The sequence below is a fragment of the Sutterella faecalis genome, from assembly GCF_006337085.1.
GTDB lineage: Bacteria > Pseudomonadota > Gammaproteobacteria > Burkholderiales > Burkholderiaceae_F > Sutterella > Sutterella faecalis.
On sequence record NZ_CP040882.1, the window covers coordinates 277,526 to 296,973 of the forward strand.

The 19,448-nt window shown below is 59.5% G+C and carries 15 protein-coding genes and 1 pseudogene; 4 read left to right on the forward strand and 12 right to left on the reverse strand.

All coding sequences use genetic code 11. The annotated features are described in order from the left end of the window. Positions 1–246: 246 nt before the first annotated feature. The gene (locus FG381_RS01105) at positions 247–1,608 is read right to left on the reverse strand and encodes a shikimate kinase (RefSeq protein ID WP_139687136.1); all 1,362 of its coding nucleotides are present in this window, start codon (positions 1,606–1,608) and stop codon (positions 247–249) included. A 257-nt stretch (positions 1,609–1,865) separates the two neighbouring features. Then, positions 1,866–2,459 carry a hypothetical protein gene (locus FG381_RS01110; protein WP_139687137.1) on the reverse strand — a complete coding sequence of 198 codons (594 nt, stop codon included), beginning with the start codon at positions 2,457–2,459 and terminating at the stop codon, positions 1,866–1,868. Positions 2,460–2,624: 165 nt separating this feature from the next. Here FG381_RS01110 and hydE point away from each other — a divergent pair, with 165 nt between their 5' ends. Then, a complete protein-coding gene (gene hydE / locus FG381_RS01115; protein WP_139687138.1) occupies positions 2,625–3,824 on the forward strand; it encodes a [FeFe] hydrogenase H-cluster radical SAM maturase HydE in 1,200 nt (399 codons plus the stop codon). Here the strand turns inward: hydE and FG381_RS01120 are convergent. After that, positions 3,817–4,842: an AEC family transporter gene (locus FG381_RS01120; RefSeq protein ID WP_226960293.1), complete on the reverse strand. Its 1,026-nt coding sequence runs from the start codon at positions 4,840–4,842 to the stop codon at positions 3,817–3,819. The genes hydE and FG381_RS01120 overlap by 8 nt on opposite strands. Before the next feature lie 44 nt (positions 4,843–4,886). Between FG381_RS01120 and FG381_RS01125 the strand changes: the two genes are divergently transcribed. Then, entirely contained in the window at positions 4,887–6,050 is a 1,164-nt protein-coding gene (locus tag FG381_RS01125; RefSeq protein WP_139687139.1) for an AAA family ATPase, read from the forward strand. 3 nt (positions 6,051–6,053) lie between these two features. Here the strand turns inward: FG381_RS01125 and FG381_RS01130 are convergent, their stop codons facing one another. The 6 genes from FG381_RS01130 to FG381_RS01155 all read right to left on the reverse strand — a co-directional run bounded on the left by FG381_RS01130 (position 6,054) and on the right by FG381_RS01155 (position 13,203). Next, on the reverse strand, positions 6,054–7,154 hold the full coding sequence (locus tag FG381_RS01130) for an AMP-binding protein (RefSeq protein ID WP_139687140.1): 1,101 nt from the start codon (positions 7,152–7,154) through the stop codon (positions 6,054–6,056). Between the two features lie 35 nt (positions 7,155–7,189). Continuing rightward, positions 7,190–8,014: a 1,4-dihydroxy-2-naphthoyl-CoA synthase gene (menB, locus tag FG381_RS01135; RefSeq protein ID WP_139687141.1), complete on the reverse strand. Its 825-nt coding sequence runs from the start codon at positions 8,012–8,014 to the stop codon at positions 7,190–7,192. A 205-nt stretch (positions 8,015–8,219) separates the two neighbouring features. Beyond that, positions 8,220–10,325, reverse strand: coding sequence for a dipeptide ABC transporter ATP-binding protein (locus tag FG381_RS01140; protein ID WP_139687142.1), 2,106 nt, complete (start codon positions 10,323–10,325; stop codon positions 8,220–8,222). A 15-nt stretch (positions 10,326–10,340) separates the two neighbouring features. Beyond that, positions 10,341–11,273: an ABC transporter permease gene (locus FG381_RS01145; protein WP_139687143.1), complete on the reverse strand. Its 933-nt coding sequence runs from the start codon at positions 11,271–11,273 to the stop codon at positions 10,341–10,343. 46 nt (positions 11,274–11,319) lie between these two features. Beyond that, on the reverse strand, positions 11,320–12,297 hold the full coding sequence (locus FG381_RS01150; RefSeq protein WP_139687144.1) for an ABC transporter permease: 978 nt from the start codon (positions 12,295–12,297) through the stop codon (positions 11,320–11,322). 231 nt (positions 12,298–12,528) lie between these two features. Beyond that, positions 12,529–13,203, reverse strand: coding sequence for a Crp/Fnr family transcriptional regulator (locus FG381_RS01155; protein ID WP_139687145.1), 675 nt, complete (start codon positions 13,201–13,203; stop codon positions 12,529–12,531). 33 nt (positions 13,204–13,236) lie between these two features. On the opposite strand from FG381_RS01155, the gene FG381_RS01160 reads away from it, so the two are divergent. Further along, on the forward strand, positions 13,237–13,614 hold the full coding sequence (locus FG381_RS01160) for a TIGR04076 family protein (protein WP_139687146.1): 378 nt from the start codon (positions 13,237–13,239) through the stop codon (positions 13,612–13,614). 113 nt (positions 13,615–13,727) lie between these two features. Here the strand turns inward: FG381_RS01160 and FG381_RS01165 are convergent, their stop codons facing one another. Continuing rightward, positions 13,728–15,554 carry an aryl-sulfate sulfotransferase gene (locus tag FG381_RS01165; protein ID WP_139687147.1) on the reverse strand — a complete coding sequence of 609 codons (1,827 nt, stop codon included), beginning with the start codon at positions 15,552–15,554 and terminating at the stop codon, positions 13,728–13,730. 157 nt (positions 15,555–15,711) lie between these two features. On the opposite strand from FG381_RS01165, the gene FG381_RS01170 reads away from it, so the two are divergent. Further along, a complete protein-coding gene (locus FG381_RS01170) occupies positions 15,712–16,653 on the forward strand; it encodes a LysR family transcriptional regulator (protein ID WP_139687148.1) in 942 nt (313 codons plus the stop codon). 87 nt (positions 16,654–16,740) lie between these two features. Here the strand turns inward: FG381_RS01170 and FG381_RS01175 are convergent, their stop codons facing one another. Both FG381_RS01175 and FG381_RS01180 read right to left on the reverse strand, forming a co-directional pair. Continuing rightward, complete coding sequence (locus FG381_RS01175) at positions 16,741–18,348, reverse strand: ABC transporter substrate-binding protein (RefSeq protein WP_139687149.1); 1,608 nt, start codon at positions 18,346–18,348, stop codon at positions 16,741–16,743. Positions 18,349–18,649: 301 nt separating this feature from the next. Continuing rightward, a pseudogene (locus tag FG381_RS01180) lies at positions 18,650–19,297 on the reverse strand (transporter substrate-binding domain-containing protein); the annotation flags it as partial. Positions 19,298–19,448: the final 151 nt, after the last annotated feature.

Here is a 19,448-nt window from a genome sequence, read left to right on the forward strand (position 1 = left end):
CCTTTAGGGTGCGATGAAGCCGCGGGGGAAGCGGATGGGAGAACCTCGCCGGGCGGTATCAGTCTTTTTATTATCAGGATTCCTTCGCCTCAGGGCGACAGATCCCTTTTATAAAAGACTGAAGTTTAAGGAAGGAGCGGAATAAATCCGCTGCGAAAATGCTGCGGCTTGAATTTGGTTAAAGCAGAGCTCGAAGATTTACGGTGCAGATGGCCGTTGGCTTGTCTTTCTATGCCGAAGAGGCCGTCAAAGAGCGCCCCGGGTGGCGGAGGACTCGCCGATGATCTCGGCCGCAGTTGCTTCGACCGACTTCACCGTGATGATGCGCTCGGCCAGGTCCCGATAAATCGGCGCGCGTTCTTCATAGAGCGCTTCCACGCCCCGCGCCTGGGGGATGGGGCGGTTGTAGGTCGAGAGCTTCGAGAGCGGACGCTGCATCCAGTAGAAGGTGCCGTTCAGCGCGAGGAGCATGCGGTTTCGGGGCTTGAGGCACGCGCCGCCGCCCGTCGAGATCACGAGGCCGTGCTGGCCTGCGAGCGACTCAATGACGGCGGTTTCGTGAAGACGGAAGAATTCCTCCCCGTCCTCGCGGTAGATCCTTTGAGAGGACTTCCCGACCCGGTGTTCAACGAGCGTATCGATGTCGACGAATTCGCGCATGAGGCGGGCAGCCACGACTTTCCCGACCGTGGTCTTTCCGCAGCCGGGCATTCCGATCAGCACGATGTTTGAGGCGTCGCGCCGGATGTCGGCCAGGATGGAGCGTGCGGCAGGGAAGGGAAGCGTGCGGCCCGTGAAGCTTTCAGTAGCTTCGCGCGCTTCAATGACGCGAAGCCCGAGCGTGCTCCGGGCGTGAAGCCCAAGCCTCAGCGCATTCCAGACAAGCCGCGTGCGGATCGGGTCGTCGACGAGATCAAGGACGGCTGCCAGTGCAGGAAAAAGCTTCAGCACATCCGGCGACTCAATCGGCATGGCTTCGAGGTCGGGAGCTTTGCCGAAGGACGACGCGTTGATGAGGAGCGTCGTATCGGAGATTCCCGGGATGTTCGCGATGTCTGCGGCCGAAAGGGGACTCGCGATGGCCCTGAGGACCATCCTCGGCGCGCCGAGGTAGGTGAGGAGGTTGCTCAGGCCCGCCGCAATGGGCGCAGGGTCCGGATCCGTCAGAATGAGCGCCCGGCAGTCCCTGATTTCCACCCCGAGCGAAGGGAGAAGCCTCGAGAGGCCCGTTCCCAGCGTAAAGTCGCCCGAGATCGTGCCGTCGCCCTCGCGAAGAAGCAGATTGACGCGCCTCGCGGCACGCGCCTCCTGCGTGAGGTGGCCGCAGATCGAGGCCGCGAGCTCCTGGTAAGGGTCTTCGACGCAGACGCCGTCCCAGCGGCCGAGCGAAAGGAATTTCGCCGCATCTTCGGGCTTGAGGTGCAGGGTCTCGGCACCTGAAACGCCGAACTTCATGAGAAGCGCGTCGCCTTCAGGAGCCGCAAGCGATGCTCTCCGGCCCGAAAGCCAGCAATAGCGCGGGTCGTCGCCCGGAGCTCCGCAAAGGAGTTCCGGCGTGAGCTCAGAGAACTCGGGCGCTGCCGTGAATCGGTTTTCGGGGAAAAGCATGTCTGAAATGCGCTTTATCGGGGAGCTTCAGGGAGAGGCTTAGAGAGGAGCGGAAGCTCAAATTGAGAAAGAGCCTCATCGCAAATACGCATTTTCCTACTAAAGTGTTGAAAATGGGAGAAGGAAAACGGGTCCGTGCGCAAAAATTTTGTATGTCCCCAGCCTCCGGGAAATCTCCTTCAAATGGGAAAACCGGCTTCCTGCGGATTGCGAAGAGGCCGGTCGAAGGCGAGGCTTTGAAGAGCGACTGAAGGCTTTCAGACTTCGGTCTGCAGTTTCGTCCGCTTCGTTCTCCGGCGTCGATTCTGCCGGATGGATGCCTTTGGATTCTCAGACGCAGCCTCCTGAGGCGTGTCGGGCGCTTGAGGAGCAAGCGCCTTCGCATCGCCCCGGGACTTTTCCCCGGAATTTTCCGCTTCGGTCTTCTTTCTTTTTCTCTTCCTTTTGCGGGGAGCCGGCATCGGTGCTTCAAGAATGGCCTTTGCGGCTTCTTCCTGCCCAAGGGAATCTGCCGTCCTTGCAGCTGCCGCGGCCTCAGAAGCGCACTTTTCCTCTTCCGGATCGGGTTCGCGCTTGACGTTGAAGCGAAGCCACGACCAGAGCTCGTCCGGCGCGTAGCCGCCGTAGGCCGAGACCATCTGAATGACGGCCGGGCTCGGCGAATTCTCAGGGGTTGCTGTTCCGGGAAGATCGAGAAGCCTCGCGAGATCAAGCGTCGTGCCGTTGAACCAGACGTAGAACCCGGTGTAGTTGGGAAGCGTGTAGCGGTTCCTCGGCTCCGGAATGGCGCGGGCAATCAGCCGGCCCAAACGGCGCGGGTGCTCGAGCGCGACGATGAGGAAGACGGGCATCAGAAGGCTCCTTCAAAATGACGTGGACCCACTCGACAGCATCCTATTGTAGGTAGTTCAGGAGGCGGAGCACCCGCGGGCAAACGCTAAGAGCCCGGGAAACCTTCGCTCTCCGACCTGAAATGATGCAAAATCGCGGCATCAGAAATTTCGACCTCAAAAATAATGAACAGAACACAGCTTGCCGGGATTCTTTCCCAGACAACTTTTTCTGACGAAGACATCGTTCAGCTTCTCGGGCTCACCGACCTCGAAGACTGCCGGATGCTGAAGGATGAAGCCTTCCGCCGCACGACGGAGCTGATGGGCCCCTATGTCTATTACCGCGGCCTCATTGAACTCTCCAACATCTGCACGGCCAACTGCCGCTACTGCGGCATCCGGAAGGCGAATCACGCCGTGAAGCGCTACACCATGACGAAGGAGGAGATTGTCGAGCAGGCCGTCTGGGCCGCGCGTCAGGGCTACGGATCCGTGTGCCTGCAGTCGGGCGAGCGGCATGATGAAAAGTTCATCGAATTCATCTGCGAGTGCCTGCGCGAAATCCACGAGAAAACGAAGAGCCCGCTCCTGCCGAACGGCGTCGGCGTGACGCTCTCGCTCGGCGACCAGACCGAGGAGGTCTACCGCCGCTGGGCCAAAGCCTGCGGGAATCCGGAATCGATCCGCTATCTCGCCCGATTTGAGACGTCAAACCCCGAGCTCTTTCACATGCTTCATTCCACCCCCGGGACGAATGAGAAGAATCTCGAGCACCGCTTCGAGTGTCTGAGGGCCCTGAGGCGTGCGGGCTACCAGGTGGGCACCGGCGTCATGATCGGCATTCCTGGGCAGACGCTTGAAGACCTCTGCCGCGACATCCGCACCTTCCAGAAGCTTGACGTCGACATGATTGGTATGGGGCCCTATTTGCGAAGCGAAGGGAACGACCTTGAGGCGCTCGGACAAATGGAGCCCAAGGCCCTCATGCAGCTCGCGCTCAACATGATTGCCGTCACGCGCCTCGTGCTCGGCCCCGTCAACATTGCCGCAGCGACGGCGCTTCAGGCCATTCGCGACGACGGGCGCGAGCTCGGCATCGAATACGGCTGCAACGTCGTGATGCCGAATCTCTCGCCCCAGCGCTTCAGAAAGGGCTACCAGCTCTATGACAACAAGCCCTGCCTCGAGGACGAACCCACGCACTGCGCTTCGTGCCTTGAGAGCCGCATCCAGAGTCGCGGGCGCGAAGTCGGCTGGAACATGAGCGGGAGCTCGAGAAGGTACCTGAGGCGCGTCGGCCGCCCCAATGAAGTGAAGCCCCGGCGCGACTTCATGCCGGACGGGAGACGCCTGATCCGCCTCAAGGCCGGCACCGTCAAATAAACGTGAGCGCGAGAATAAGGACGGGGAGAATGATGACGAGGCCGAGCGTTGATGCTCCGATGGCCTCGGATGCGAATTCCTCGTCCGCGCCGTAGCTCTTCGCGAGTACGGCAACGACGGAAGAAACGGGAAGCGCGGCGGAAGCGACGAAGACCTGCCGCATGATGGGCTCCATGTCGAAGAACCCCGTCACGATGAACATGACGACGGGCCGCAGAATGAAGCAGGAGGCGAGAATGAACCAGATCTCGCGCGGGAGATGCCTGAGCTTCCCGAATCCGAGCGACTCAATCGTCATGCCGATGAAGATGAGGGCAAGGGGCGACGTAATCTGACCAATGACTTTTGCCGTGCCCGAAATGAACTGCGGTACGGGGACCGCGAGAAGCACTACCGCGACGCCCGTCATGAAGGCAAGGAGCGGCGGCGAAAAGAGCATCCGGATGGAGTGAAGCGAAATGAGCTTCGGTCTCTGGTGATGCGCGCGGGACACGCCGTCCAACTGAATGTTGTAGAGGCCTACCGTCCAGATGAAGAGGCAGTTGGCGAAGAAGTAGACGAGAAGATAGGGGATCCCGACGTCGCCGAAGAGCGCCATCGTCATCGGGACGCCGACGAAGAGAACTGTTGAGGACGTGAAGCACGAAATGAAGATCCCGTGCCACTCCTTTCTCACAAGCCCCATGCGAACGATGAGAATCGATGCGGCCCAGTTGATTGCTACAGTGATGAACGGGATGAAGCCCATCTCGAGAACGCGAAGGAGCTCGCTCTGCGTGAACTTCCCCGTGACGGAATAAAAGAGAAAGCATGGGATGGACAAGTTGACGAGCTTTGCGACGAAGCCGCGCTGCTTCACGTCAAGGAACCCGCGCCAGGCAAGCCAGAAGCCGAAGCCGCCGACAAAAAGGAGGACGAGCGTATTGGAGAGCGAACTCAGAATGGCGGAGAGCATGGGAGCGTCGTAGAAGTTGAGTGCGTTGAAGAAAGTGTACGACGTAAGAAAAGCCTTCGGCATCGAGACAGGTAGAATCCCGGAGGACTAGAAAAGGAAGAAGAATCATGCAGGTCACTTCTCCTCGGCCGCCCTCTGCCGGGAATCAGGATTTCGCCGCGCTGCGGCGCGGGAATCGGGTCTATGCGGACAAAACGAGGCTCATCTTTGACCTTTGCGCCGGCAGCGGCAGCATGGTTCTGCTCATGCGTCCCCCTCGTTTCGGAAAGTCGCTTCTCGTCTCAGCGATTGAGTCGCTCTTTCGCTTCGGCCTGCGGGAGTTTCAGGGCCTTGCCATGGAATCCCTCTGGCGAAACAGAATTCATGAGGTCGTCCGGCTCGACTTTTCCCTGCTGCAAGGCCTGAGATCGGAAGAAGCCTTTGAGACGGCGCTTCAGCGCCTCATCCTCACAAGATTTGCCGTTGCGGGATTCCGCTTCTCTTCGGAGGACGGCGGCATCTCGTTCTTCGATCAATTCGGAGAATGGCTCAGCGATCTCGAGCCCGGGTCGCTCGTGCTTCTCGTGGACGACTTCGATCAGCCGCTCGCTTCACTCCTTGATGACCCGGCGCTTTTTGAGGCGGCGGGAAATCTCCTGAGCCGCTTCTATGCCGTAGTGAAGGCGAATGAAGGAAGACTTCGCTTCTTCCTCATGACCGGTACCGCCAACTTCCGGGGAAGCAGCCTTTTTTCGGAATTGAACTCCGTCACGGACATCACTCTGGATGCCTGGTTCGGCACGTTGCTCGGCTTCACGGAGGAAGAGCTCGAAACCTGGTTTGCCTCCGACCTGAAGCGAGCGGAATCTGCGCTCGGCTTATCGCGCCGGGAACTTCTCCTTATGCTCGAAACCCATTACGGCGGGTTTTCCTTTGATCGGCGGGCGAAGACCAGGGTCTTCTCTCCTGCGTCCATACTCGAGTTTCTCGCCAGGCCGGAAGCGGGCTTCCGGAATTATTGGCTCGCCAGTTCCGGGATGCCTTTGGTTCTCCAAAACCATTCGGCTGTGAAAGGGCCTCTCCTGCCGGAGGATTTGATCGGGGAAATCGCGGTTGAAGTCGGGACGCTTGCGTCTCCTCTTCGCTGTGGCGACGCTTATCCTTACGCGCTCCTGACGCAGGCGGGCTGCCTCACGATCCGTCGGGAACTCGTGACGGGCATTGTGGAGCTTGGAGTGACCAACCGGGAGGCTTCAGACGTTGTAGAGCGGCTCTCTGCCGGGGGCTGCTGAGCTTTAAAGCGGCAGCGCGTTCCGGGCGATCATCCGGATTGCCGGGCGATCGGGCTTCATCGTGTGGGTGAGCGGGAGCTTTTCGGTTGCTATGAGGCGCTTGGGGTTTTCGTAGCGCTCAAGGACATTTCGCACCGCCTCGAGATCCACGTCCTCGGGCTTTCCTTCAACCACGAGCACGACCTCGTCGCCGTAGAGGTGGCTCGGGCAGGAGCTGATTGCGAAGGGAACCTTCATTACCTTCTTGAGCTTCGCTTCAATCTCTTCAATCTGGAGCTTGATTGCGCCCGAATTGATGACGTTGTCGAGTCGTCCGCGAACCGTAAAGGAGCCGTCAGGATTGATACGCGCAATGTCATTCGTAACGAGGGGGCGCGGCGAGACGGCGGGCGCATGAATGACGAGCGTGCCCTTGGGCGAGAGCGAAATCGCCACTCCGGGGAGCGGCCGGTAGCCGGCTTCGCGTTCGGGCCCGTTCAAGCGCCGGAGCGCAATGTGGGAGAGCGTCTCCGTCATGCCGTAGGTCGAATAGACGCGTCCCCTGACGGACTGAAGCTTCCCGAAAAGAAGATCATCGACAGCGCCCCCGCCTATGAGAATGTTCCGAGAATTCGAAAACACTTCCGCAGACTTCGGATCCGCGAGGATCGACGTCGCCTGCATGGGCGTCACGGCAACGAGGTCGATCGGGTCCGTGATGGACTCGAAGGGATTCCGCGAGGGCGTCACCGGAATCAGATCGAGCCCGCATTCGACGGAGCGCACGACCACCATCTTCCCCGCGATGTAGCTCATCGGCATGGCAAGAAGGTTCGTGTCGCCGGGCTTCAATCCAAGGTAGCCGATCGTCATGCGGGCGCTCGCGCGCATGCGCGCCTTTTCAGCCTGAAAGGCCTTGGGCATTCCGGTCGAGCCGGAGGTGTGAACCGTTACGGTCTGGCTCTGATCGAGGAACGCCTCGAGGAAGCGCGCGATGTCGACATCAAACCCCTGAGGATTCTCCCCGAGCGCCTTCACGAGTCTCGGGCCGGGGGATGTCCCCCGGCGCTGGAATTCGCTCAAAGGAATGTTCTCGCCGCGAATGCGGATCAGGTCTGACGGCATGACGATGGGGCTCTCTTATGGATTACAGAAAAGAATCAGGGATTCGACGGATCCGTATTGAACTTGAACTGCGGGGCGCGCTTCTCGAGGAACGCGCGGCCGCCTTCCTGCGCTTCATCAGTCATGTAGTAGAGCATCGTGCAGTCGCCCGCGAGCTCCTGAATGCCCGCCTGGCCGTCAAGCTCGGCGTTGAGGCCCGCCTTGATCATGCGGATCGCAAGGGCGCTGTGCTGCATCATGGTCTTTGCCCAGTCGACGACTTCGTCCTCGAGCTTATCGAACGGAACCACCTTGTTGACGAGTCCCATCTCGAGGGCTTCCTGGGCGGAGTACTTGCGGCACATGAACCAAATTTCGCGCGCCTTCTTCTGACCCACGCAGCGGGCGAGGTAGCTCGCGCCGAAGCCGGCGTCAAAGGAGCCGACGCGCGGACCCGTTTGGCCGAAGATCGCGTTTTCGCTCGCAATCGAGAGGTCGCAGACCACCTGCAGCACGTGGCCGCCGCCGATTGCAAAGCCGTTCACCATGGCAATGACGGGCTTCGGAAGCGACCGGATCTGCTTCTGCACGTCGAGCACGTTGAGGCGCGGCACGCCCGTCGGATCAATGTAGCCGCCGATGCCCTTCACATGCATGTCGCCGCCGGAGCAGAAGGCCTTGTCGCCGGCACCCGTGAGGACGACCACGCGGATGTCGTTTCTCTGGCGGCAGATCGTGAGCGCTTCCGACATCTGAGCAACCGTGACGGGCGTAAAGGCATTGCGCACCTGAGGACGGTTGATCGTGATGCGGGCGATGCCCTCAAAGAAGTCAAAGAGAATGTCCGAGTATTCCTTGATCGGCTCCCAGCGTCGTTCCATTTTGTTTGGTCCTTCATAGGCGCGCAGGGCGAGGGGCTTTTCGAGCCGATTCTGCTCATGCGCGCGGGCGTGGAAAAAAGATTTGCTGTCCGGGGAAGAAAAGCGCCCGCAAAAAAATACGGTCCGCTTCTTCAGAGAACAGAAACGAACCGTATATTAGCGGGCGCGCGGGCTTTCGGCTATTGCGCGCGGTCGGCTCCGCGCCTCAGAGCGGGTGATGGCAGGCGCAGTAGCGCGTCGCCGCTCCTTCGCCCGATGTCCCGCTCTCAGAAACAATGTCGATCCCCTTGAACTGCGGCGTGGTGGTCCGGCAGATTTCCGTGGCCCTCGGGCAGCGCGGGTGGAAGGCGCAGCCTGACGGGGGATTGAGGGGGCTCGGCACTTCGCCCTGTACGGGCGTTCGGGCCTTGCCGGTTTCCTTGAGATGCGGAATCGCATCGAGGAGCATCCGGGAATAGGGGTGCTTCGGATTCCGGAAAAGATCGTCGCGGCTTGCGAGCTCGACGAGCTTCCCTAAGTACATCACGCCCACGCGGTCGCTCATGTGGTGCACAACGGCGAGGTTGTGGGAAATGAAGAGATACGTAATCCCGAATTCGAGCTGAAGCTCCTTCATGAGATTCAGAACCTGTGCCTGCACCGACACGTCGAGCGCTGAGGTCGGTTCGTCGCAGATGAGGAACTCGGGCCGCGCGGCGAGCGCTCTTGCAATCGAAATACGCTGGCGCTGACCGCCCGAAAACTGGTGCGGGAACTTGGCAAGCGCGGATTCAGGTAGCCGCACGAGGTCTGCCGACTCGCGCACGCGCTTCATTACCGCGTCCTTCGGCCACTCCGGGTGCAGCGTTTCGAGAGGTTCGGCAATGATGTCCGCGATCCGCATGCGGGGGTTGAGGCTCGCGTAGGGATCCTGGAAGATCATGTTGAGGCGGCCGGCGATGTCGCGGTCAAAGTCGGGCGTGCCCGAGGCTTTCTCGAGGAATCCTTCAAAATTGATGCTCCCCGCGGTGGGCTTATAGAGCCCCGCAAGAAGGCGCGCGAGGGTGGATTTGCCGCACCCCGATTCGCCGACGAGGGCAAGCGTTTCGCCGCGCTTCACGCCGAAGGAAACGCCGCTCACGGCCTTCACTTCCTGTTTGGGGAGCCTTGAGATGAGGCGCGTGAGGAAGGGAGCGGAAACGTCGAATGTGCAGGAGAGGTCATTGAGGCTGAGAATCGGCTTCGCGCTCTTCAGATCCTCCTCACGCTTCCCGGCTTCCTTCCCGAGGTCGCGGCGCTTCGGATGGAAGCGGACGAGCGAATCCGGAACGGCATTGCCGGTAGGCGACGCGAGCCAGCATGCGGCGTCCGACGTGCCCATGGAGGCAAGGGGCGGACGGCATTCGCGGCACTTCTCCATTGCCGCGCGGCAGCGCGGATGGAAGGGGCACCCCTTCGGACGGTCGGCGAGGTCCGGCATGGAGCCTTCAATCTGTTCGAGCCAGAGGCCCGGCGCATGGATGTCGGGGATCGAACCCATGAGCCCCTTGGTGTAGGGGTGCTGCGGACGGGAAATGACGTCGGCGACATTGCCGATTTCGACGATTTCGCCGGAATAAAGCACTGCGACGCGGTCGGCCGTTTCGGCAATCACGCCCATGTCGTGGGTGATGAGCATGATGCTCGCGCCGTGCTCGTGCGCGAGGCGTTTCAAAAGCGAAATAATCTGCGCCTGAATCGAAACGTCGAGCGCCGTGGTCGGCTCGTCGGCAATGATGAGCTTCGGATCCGCGGCGAGCGCAAGCGCAATCACGACGCGCTGGCGCATGCCGCCCGAAAACTGGTGCGGATACTGTTCCGCTCGCACTTCGGGCGAGGGAATCCCGGTTTCGCGAAGAAGTTCAATCGCGCGCGCTTTGGCTTGAGCGCGCGGCATCTCCGGGCGATGCGCCCGGATGGTTTCCACGAGCTGCTCGCCCACCTTCATGAGGGGGTCGAGCGACGTGAGGGGATCCTGGAAGATCGCGCCGATTGATTTGCCGCGAAGACGCTCGCGTTCACGGTCGGGGAGATTGTCGATGCGCTTTCCCTCGAGCCAGAGTTCGCCCGAAGTGATCCTTGCGCCCGCAGGGAGTAGTCCGATCAGAGCCTGTCCGGTCATGGACTTCCCGGCACCGGACTCGCCCACCATGCCGAGAATTTCGCCTTCGGCAATGGAAAAGTCGACGCCGTCCAAAGCCCGGAGCGTTTTGCCGCGGGTGGAGATTTCAACCGTGAGGTTCTTTACCTCCAGAATGGGGGTCTTCCGCGAAGTGTGATTGCATTCAGTCATTTCTGAGCCTCTCCCTTACTGCTGCAGCGTCGGATTGAACGCATCGCGGAGCCAGTCGCCCACGAGGTTGACGGAAAGAATGAGCGCAACGAGCGCTGCGCCCGGGAAGATCGTGATCCACCATTCGCCCGAGAAGAGGAAGTCGCTTCCGATGCGGATCAGCGTTCCGAGCGAGGGCGTTGTCGGCGGCACGCCGACCCCGAGGAAGGAGAGCGTTGCTTCCGTGAGAATCGCCGTTGCAACATGAAGCGTTCCGAGCACAAAGACGGGACCGAGGACGTTGGGAAGAATGTGGCGGTAGAGGATGACGCGGGGCTTCACGCCGATCACGCGGGCTGAGAGCACGTATTCGCGGCCGCGCTCGACGAGGGTCATGCCTCGCACCGTTCTCGCATAGGGCACCCAGCCCGAGAGCGTGATGGCGGCAATGAGAACGACGTAGGGGAGAAGCGTATGTTCCCCCGCGGGCAGCGCCGCGCGGAGAATGCCGTCGATGAGGAGCGCAAGGAGAATCGCCGGGAAGGAAAGCATGATGTCGCAGATGCGCATGATGAGGCTTTCAATCCACCCGCCAGCAAAGCCTGCGAGGAGGCCGAGCGTGACGCCTAAGAGAATCGACAGCGCCACCGCAATCACGCTGATCGTGAGCGAAAGCCTCATGCCGTAAAGCATCGCAGACCAGAGGTCGCGCCCCTGGTCATCCGTTCCGAAGAGAAACATCGGGTCTCCCGATTCGGTCCAGGAGGGCGGAAGGTTCGCGAAGGAAATATCGATCGACGCGAGGTCGAAGGGATTCTGCGTCGCAAAAATCGGCGCGCCGACGGCGAGCGCAACGAGAATAATGCCGGCCAGAAGCGCGATCTGAGCGGTGAGGGAATTCTTGAGCGACCACCAGACCGGGGAGTCTGAAAGCCGGGCGAGGAAGGTTTTGTCTTGCTGTGCAGTCATGACGAAATGTCTTTTTGTTGTCTTGTCCGGAAGTCCCTGAGGACGCTCAGCCGCGGCGCGCCTGAGCCTTGAGGCGCGGATCCACCATCGCGCAGAGACCGTCAACGGCGAGGTTGATGATCACAAAGAAGAGCGCCATGAGGCAGAGGTAGGCCGTCAGGACCGGAATGTCCGCAAACTGCACGGACTGAAGGAACAAAAGCCCCATGCCGGGCCACTGGAAGACGGTTTCGGTAACGATCGAGAAGGCGATGAGGCCTCCGAGCTGGAGGCCCGTAATCGTGATGACGGGAAGGAGCGTGTTTTTGAGTGCGTGGCCGAGATAAACCGTACGGTTCGAAAGCCCGCGGGCGCGGGCAAATTTGATGAAGTCCTGGCGGATCACTTCAAGCATCTCCGCACGCACGAGACGCACAATGAGCGCGAGCTGAAAGATGGCGAGCGTCGCCGCGGGAAGAATGAGGTGCTTCAAGCCGTCGGCCGTAAGAAGCCCCGTCGTCCACCAGCCGAGCGAAACGGTTTCGCCGCGCCCGAAGGACGGGAGCCAGTCGACTTCAACGCTGAAGAGAAGAATCAGGAGAATGCCGATCAGGAAGGTCGGAAGCGACATGCCCAGCACGGACGCGCCCATGATGAGCTGCGAGGACCATTTTTTGGGGTATACGGCTGCCCAGACGCCCGCAGGAATGCCGAGAAGAAGGGCAATGAGGAGCGCTGCAAAAGCGAGCTCCATCGTGGCGGGGAGGCGATCAGCAAAAAGAGACGCAACGGGCGCAGCCTGTCGGAGCGACAACCCAAAGTCGCCGTGAACGGCGTTCTGAAGGAACTTCAGAAACTGCATCCACCCCGGCTGATCGAGGCCGAGCGCAGCGGCAAGACGGGCGCGGTCTTCAGGGCTTGCATCCATCGGGAGCATCTGAGCGACCGGATCGCCGATGAACTGGAAAAGCACGAAGGCGATGGCGGCGACGGCGAGAAGCACTACAAGCGCTTCGAGGAGCCTTCGCAGAAGAAAAGCTGGCATTTAATGGTCCGTGATTCAGGCGCTCTCTTTGATTTTTTGCGCCCGCGTTGGGGAAAAGGAATGGGGCTCACCAAGAAGAATAAAGTCCCCGATTCTCGAACCCATTTTGCCTTGATGCGGGTAAAGCGTGGGCGGAGAAAGTACCGAGAAGGCTCCCGGCTGGATCAGACCGAAGAAGAATCTTTCGGTCTATGGCGCAAATGCGGCAGAAGAAAAGCGAGTCAATCGCGATCATTGAATCTCGCGGGCGGCTTCGCGAAGGCTGTCGATGCTGGCGAGCTTCAGTACGCCGCGTGCAGTGGCAATGGCTCCGGAATTTCTCAGGGTCGCCAGAGCGCGGACAAGGCTCGCGCGGTCAATGCCGAGGAGCTCAGCGAGTTCCGTCTGCGTCACGCGCAGTTCTTCATCGCGTCCGAGCTGCGCCTCCGGCACATTCTTAAAGAGGAGAAGAAGGACCGCAGCCAGGGCTGAAACTGTTTTCGCAAACGAAAGACTGCTCGACGTAAAGAGCAGGAGATTGACATACCTGGAGTACCAGTCGATGGTTGCTACTGCAAAGTCAGAATTCCGGCGGATGGCCGAGAGGATCTCGTCGTTCGTGAATTCAAGCGCAGCGACGTCGGTGACGGCTTCTGCCGTAATCGAATTCTCAAGCGCGAATTGTTCTGAATGCACTACCGGAAAAATGGTTCCGGGACCGTGCCAGGCGGTGTTTCGGCGGTCGTGCTTTCCCTCAACCGCAGAACGGACGAGCCCGGAATCAATATAGAAAACGGTCCCGAAAGGCTCGCCCGGACGCCAGAGAAATTCACCGCGTCGAAAACGCCTCGCGCGCGGCAAGAGCCCGAGAAGAAAAGGCCGGAACGGCGCGAAATCCTGAGAGAAGAAAAATCGAGGAAGCAGCATGGCTTCCATTCTTGCATGTTGGAGACCCAAAGAATGAAAAAAGTTCGAATCACCATTCTCAAGACGACGTTCGACTCTGAACTTGCGAAGGAGTTCGGAATGATCGGCCTCGGACCTTGTCCGCTCATGAAGGCGGGAGCGGTTTACTACGCCGACTACGCAAAACCGGAAGGCTTCTGCGACGAAGCCTGGAAGGCGATCTATCAGTACGTTTTTGCGCTCGCGCACGGCGCGGGCGAAAACCTCTTCTACTACGGCGACTGGATCAGAAAGCCCGGCGTAGCGATCGTCTCCTGCAATGACGGGCTCCGGCCAGTCATCATGAAGCTCGAGGCAACGGACATACCTTCGGAACCGCCCAAACCGGCAGAAAGCCGCGAGCAGTCCATCGAATTCAGGAAGCAAGTCTGAAGCGCGTCTCTCGCTCTCCCGGCCAAACGCCGCCAGGCGCTTGAAGCAAAAGAAAACCGGCGCTGATTCGGAGTCTGAACCAGCGCCGGTCGGCAGAGATTAAAAATCCCGGATTACTTCAGGTCGAAGGCCTTTTCGAGGCTCACAGGCATAGCCTGGTAGCCGAGCGAGCTCTTGATCTTGATTTCAACGGAGGGTTCCTTGGCACCCCACTTGAATTCGTTGATGATCGGGTTCGGAGCCTTGGTGTTGAATTCCTTCATGATGAGGCTCGCCGTGGCGGAGTAGACCATCACGGAATCCTTATCGGTCTGGTATTCAACTAGCGACGTGATCGGGCTGTACCATTCGAAGCCGCGTTCCTTGCCGTATTCCCAGATCTGCTGGACCGTCATTTTGTTCTGGTCGATCTTGTAGATCACAGCGCGGGAGTACTTCATGTCGGGCAGCGGGGGCTGTTCCATGCCGCGGGCGTCGCCGTTATCGAAGACGGAGAGATAGAAGACGTTCTTGTCGGACTTCGAGTCGATGCGCCAGCCGGTGTGCTGGGTCCACGTCCAGTCGAACCCGCCTTCGCACTTGCTGCCTTCGCACTTGATCTTGTTGCCGTTGGCGTCAACCGGCGTCAGGACCTTCTTCGCGAGTTCGCCTCTCCAGCCTTCGGGCGAAGCAAGAATCCACTTCACCTTCTTGTCGCGGCCGATCTTGACGACGGCGGACTGATGGCGCGAGGAGATGATGATCGAGTCGTCGCTCGGGTCATAGTCGACCGAGTTGACGTGCGCCCAGTTACGGCCCGGGCCCACGCCCGCGATGTCGCCGAACTGGTTATTCTGGTCCATGGCGGCGAGTTCAGCAGCCGAGAGCGTATGGCCGGACTTAGAGGCGTCGATGTTGAGGCAGACCGCGCCCTGGTCCATCGCCTTGATCACGTTGTCGCGATACGGGTCGAGGATGTCGTAGAGGCGGAAATCGTCAACCACCTGTCCGTTCTGATCGACTTCAGCAATGACGTCGCGGACGGTGTGGACGCGCTTGCCGTCGGGACGGCGATAGTCGGCATTCGAAACGCGCAGGAAGAGGTGGCCGTTCTGAGCGGGGTCAAGCGCGTGCGAGAAGTCGGCATAACCGTCGGGGAGGCGGCGATTGAAGATTTCGCGGCCCATGAGGTCGTACTTCGCATAACGCTGGCCGTAGCCGAACGTGAAGGCACCGTCGGGGTTCTGATGGAAGCCCATCATGATGCCGGAGCGATAGATGGTTTCCGGGTCATAAATGGGTTCGACATGCATGTACCAGCGGACTTCGCCCTTCGTATCGAGAATGGCGTTCTGCGGGTAGTAGTTCCACTCCAGCGCGCCGCCGGTGGGGTTGTTCCAGACCACGCGGCCCTGCTTCGGAGCGGTCGAGAGGAAGTTGTTGATGAGGTAGAGGCGGTCCTTGAATTCCGGATCAACCTTCACGACTTCGGTTTCAAACATGTTGTGGTGCTGAGCCATCGAGCCGTTCACCGGGGTGTAGACCGCCGGGGCGTACATCGTGTAGACCTCTTTTTCAACGCGCGTTTCCTTGCCGTTGAAGATGTACGTGTAGCTCACCTCAACCTTGTTGTTGTAGTCGGGGTAGAGGCCGAACACCGGAATGCCGGCATAGGTGCGAAGGGCCTTGTTGCTCACCTTGTAGGCGATTTCCTGGCCGCCCGCCTTCGGAACGATGCGAACGGAGGCGTCCTTGAGCTCATAGCCGCCGTTCTTGATGATGGCCGTGAGCGGAGCAATCTTGTAGGGGTTGACGACGATTTCGCCGATCTTGCCCGGGGCAACGTACTGCACGGCAGGGCCGGAGCCGCCGCCGCCCGCCATGACGGCAGTCGGGAGGCTGAAGCCCGCGACGAGTGCGAGCGAGATGGCAACCGGCGTCAGCTTGGACTTGAAGGACATCAGAGTATTCTCCTTTCAACTCAATGTAGAATAGTCGCTAAACTCATGCAACTAAACTTTTCAATTCGTTCGAAAAGAGTAAATCGCTTCCTCTTTTTTGGGTATTGGCGGCTTCCTACGGCGAACGATCTGATTTGGAATACTCGATTTCCGAAATATGAAAAAAGCACTGGACCGCGACAGACTCATTTTCTTCAAGACCCTCTATAAGACGCAGAATCTGGTGAATGCGGCCTATCAGCTCGGGATACCGCCCGCAACTGCCTCGAGACTTCTCGCGAAGCTCCGGGAAACCTTCAAGGACGAGCTCTTCACGCGCTGCGCCGGAGGCCTTGCCGCCACCTGGCGCGCGACGGAACTCATGCCGCAGGTGCGCAGAATCCTTGACGACTATGAGCATCTCCTGGAAGAGAATACCTTTGACCCGAAGTCCCTCGTGAGGAACTTCCATATCGGCGGGGTCGATCACGGCGTACTCTTCCTTGCGCCCGCAATTTCCCGGATCACGACGATCGCTCCGGGCGTTTCCGTAGAGATGAGCGAAATCACGAACGACTGGTCCGTGGAGCTGCGGACCGGAGAGCTCAATGCCGTCATCAGTCCCATGGAAAGCGTTCCGGAAGGCTTCCATTACCTGCCGCTTCTTGAAAACTGCACGAATAAGTTCGTCTGCAGGCCGGGGCATCCGTTGGAGAAGCTTGCGGGCGAGAAGGGACATCTCACGATGGAGGACATCCTCCGCTACGGCTTCGTTGAAGTGACATGGCGGCCCACCAACTTCTTCCGGCTCCTCAAAAGCCGGGAGGATGCGGAGTATGCCAAGCGCCGGGTCGTCTTCAGGACGCCGTACTTCATCGGAGCCACGCGCGTCGTGGCGTCGAGCGACCTCATCATGTTCGTTTCCGCGCTCCTTGCCGACTGGTGCATCAAGAAGAGAATCCTCAATGCGCTTCCTGTTGCAGCCATGAGTTCGACGGAAGGACGCTTCACGCCGAAGCTCATCTGGCATGACAGAGGCCACAACGACCCGGCCATGCAGTGGCTTCGGGGCATGATCCTCTCGGCCGTGAGGAACCCGGATTTCCTCGCAGGCGAATAGCCGGCTGGAGCAGAGAAGAAGAAAGAAAAGGCGCAGCGGACTCGATCCTTTCTGCGCCTCTTTTCACTCATCCGGATATCGTCCTGGTTACTTGACGTTTACCCATTCCATCGTGAGACGGTTGTCGGGGCGATGAACCACCGCAACCTTGTCTCGCATGGCCCAGGCGATCATGAGTTCATGAACCGGGACGTGAAGGACGTTTTCGCGCTCAATGCGAAGCGCTTCGCCGATCAGGGCATTGCGCTTTTCAGGATTCTCTTCGGCACGGATTTTGTTGAGCGCCTCATCCATGGCGGGGAGCGACACGCGGCCGATGTTGGCAATACCGTCGCCCGTCTTCGGATTGAAGGTGGCTGAAAGCGACTGCAGCGCATAGAGCGCATCAAAGGTAGGCGCGCCCCAGCCGACCAAACCGGCAGAGGTATCAAAGCTCAGCACCTTCGGGAAGTACTTCGCGCGCGGCATGGTGTTGACCTCAACCTTGACGCCGATGCGGCCCCACTGGGAAGCAAGCGCCTTGCAGGTCGCCTCATCGTTCGTCCACCGGTTGTTGGGGCAGTCGAGCGTAAAGCCGAAGCCCTGGGGGTAGCCCGCTTCCGCAAGGAGCTTCTTCGCGCCGGCGATGTCGGCCTTCGGGGGTTCGGCAGCGGTTTTATCCCAGCCGTTCACGATTGAGGTGACGATCGTTCCGGTCGGAACGGAAAGTCCGCGCATGACGCCCCGCTTGATGCCGTCGCGGTTGACGGAAATGAAGAGCGCTTCGCGCACGCGCTTATCCTTGAAGGGATTCTGAGCGAGAGGCTTGCCTGCCGCATCGCGGACGTAGGGGGAATTATCGCGGTACTCATCGAGCGCCACCATGAGCGTTCGGTTTTCCGGGCCTTCCGTAACCTTGACGCCGGAGGAGCGCTTCAGGCGCTGCAGATCCTGGGCGGCCGGGTCGATGACGAAGTCGACTTCACCCGAGAGGAGCGCCGCCGTGCGGGTGGAAGCCGATGCGATCGGTCGGAAGGTGGCGTTTTCCACATTGCCCGAGCGGTTCTTTTCATCCCACCAGTCATGATTGGCGGCAAAGACCGTCTTCACGTCCTCTTCGCGGGTGACGAGCCTGAAGGGGCCCGTGCCGTTCGCGTGACGGGCAGCATAGGACTCTTCCTTCGCGATGTAGTTCTGGGGTTCAAGCGCGCCATGCGCCTTTGCCCAGGATTCGCTCATGATCTTGAGGTCGACCAACTGATTGAGAATGACGGGCGAGCCGTTCGTCGTGCGGATGAGCACCTGATTGGGACCGGCCTTTTCAGCCTTGATGATCCCTTCGCAGAAGCTCTTGAACTGGCTCCTCGGATTTAATGCACGGTTGATGGAGAAGACGACGTCTTCGGGCGTGAGCGTTTCGCCCTCATGGAACTTGACGCCCTCGCGGATCGTAAAGAGGAACCCTTCGGGGACGCGCTCATAGCGGGTGGCAAGCGCCGGTTCGAGCTTGCGGTCGGGCGACCAGCGCAGAAGCCCCTCATAGACGGCGGAGATCGCCGTGATGTTGAGGTTCTCATTCTGAGCGTGAATGTCGAACGTGAGAATGTCGCCCGCGCTCGACCAGCTGAAGTCCGCCGCGGCTGCGCCGCCGGCGGCGAAAGCGAGGGAAATCGCGGAAAGCGCTGCACAAACCTGAGTGCGGACGAAACGCGTCATCTTGGGTAATCCTTAGAAGGTGATGGAGATGACTTCATTCTGCACTCAAGCGAGGCGACAGGTCTCCATGCCGTATCAGGCATAGTACCTGCAGGATGTCGGGACGGCGCAAAGGAACGCGAGAAAGCAAAAAGCTCCATTCCCTAAAAATTGTTAATTTGATTAGATAAATAGGCGTACCGCAAAGAAACCGCTTTAAGAAAGCTTCAATGGAAGCTAATGAGGTGCTCCAATGCGCAAACTCCCCGCAGGATTTGGCCTCGACGGGGAGTTTGGTGTCAGTCAGATTGAACCTCAAGCATCACGGAAGTTCAGGATCTGCCGGCACGCCGAACCACTTCTCGTGGAGCTTGTTGAAGGTGCCGTCGGCCTTGAGCGCCTTCAGGGCCTTGTCGGCTTCCGCCTTGAGTTCGGAATTGTTCTTCGCGAAAACCATCGCAAAGAGATCCGCCGTGGCGATGGGCTTCAGATGCGTCGTCTGATCCGCGATCGACTTCGACTGGACGAGCATGTAGTCCGTCACGGGCTTGTCGTTGATGACGGCATCGGCATTGCCGGCAATCATGTTGAGTACCGCTTCGCCGGCGCTCGCGAAAGTCGTCACCTTTGCTCCGGGAATCTTCTTCGCAAAGGTTTGGGAGGTCGTGCCGATCTGGACGGAAATGCGCTTTCCTTCAAGATCCTTGAAGTCGGCGATGCCGGCATTATTGGCCTTGGGAACCAGAATGGTGAGGCCGGACTTGTAGAAGGGAAGCGAGAAGAGGACGCGCTTGCCGCGTTCCGGCGTGATCGAAAAGCCTGCCGCGCCCATATCAATCGTGCCGGCAAGAATGCCCGGGATGATGGCGTCGAACCCGAGGTTTTCGATTTTGACGTCGCGGCCCATCTTTTCGGCCATGGCTTTGACGAGGTCGATCTCGAACCCCTGAACGGCACCCGTCTTCGAATCCTGGAATTCAAATAAAAGAACCTCAGATCTTCACACTATGAAGAATTCTTAAAAATCAACAAATTGAAATTTCGTGCAAGCCTCAGATGAGTTTCCCTCATTTCTGGGGCTTTTTTCATGTCCGAAATCCGGCCTGGGACTGCTTTTTGAC

Excerpts from the sequence above, each read along its gene's own strand:
- FG381_RS01140 (WP_139687142.1), bottom strand. The coding sequence starts at position 10,325 with ATGACTGAATGCAATCACACTTCGCGGAAGACCCCCATTCTGGAGGTA.
- menB (WP_139687141.1), bottom strand. The coding sequence starts at position 8,014 with ATGGAACGACGCTGGGAGCCGATCAAGGAATACTCGGACATTCTCTTT.
- FG381_RS01150 (WP_139687144.1), bottom strand. The coding sequence starts at position 12,297 with ATGCCAGCTTTTCTTCTGCGAAGGCTCCTCGAAGCGCTTGTAGTGCTT.
- FG381_RS01110 (WP_139687137.1), bottom strand. The coding sequence starts at position 2,459 with ATGCCCGTCTTCCTCATCGTCGCGCTCGAGCACCCGCGCCGTTTGGGC.
- FG381_RS01160 (WP_139687146.1), top strand. The coding sequence starts at position 13,237 with ATGAAAAAAGTTCGAATCACCATTCTCAAGACGACGTTCGACTCTGAA.
- FG381_RS01155 (WP_139687145.1), bottom strand. The coding sequence starts at position 13,203 with ATGCTGCTTCCTCGATTTTTCTTCTCTCAGGATTTCGCGCCGTTCCGG.
- FG381_RS01120 (WP_226960293.1), bottom strand. The coding sequence starts at position 4,842 with ATGCCGAAGGCTTTTCTTACGTCGTACACTTTCTTCAACGCACTCAAC.
- FG381_RS01165 (WP_139687147.1), bottom strand. The coding sequence starts at position 15,554 with ATGTCCTTCAAGTCCAAGCTGACGCCGGTTGCCATCTCGCTCGCACTC.
- FG381_RS01105 (WP_139687136.1), bottom strand. The coding sequence starts at position 1,608 with ATGCTTTTCCCCGAAAACCGATTCACGGCAGCGCCCGAGTTCTCTGAG.
- FG381_RS01130 (WP_139687140.1), bottom strand. The coding sequence starts at position 7,154 with ATGCCGTCAGACCTGATCCGCATTCGCGGCGAGAACATTCCTTTGAGC.
- FG381_RS01125 (WP_139687139.1), top strand. The coding sequence starts at position 4,887 with ATGCAGGTCACTTCTCCTCGGCCGCCCTCTGCCGGGAATCAGGATTTC.
- hydE (WP_139687138.1), top strand. The coding sequence starts at position 2,625 with ATGAACAGAACACAGCTTGCCGGGATTCTTTCCCAGACAACTTTTTCT.
- FG381_RS01145 (WP_139687143.1), bottom strand. The coding sequence starts at position 11,273 with ATGACTGCACAGCAAGACAAAACCTTCCTCGCCCGGCTTTCAGACTCC.
- FG381_RS01170 (WP_139687148.1), top strand. The coding sequence starts at position 15,712 with ATGAAAAAAGCACTGGACCGCGACAGACTCATTTTCTTCAAGACCCTC.
- FG381_RS01175 (WP_139687149.1), bottom strand. The coding sequence starts at position 18,348 with ATGACGCGTTTCGTCCGCACTCAGGTTTGTGCAGCGCTTTCCGCGATT.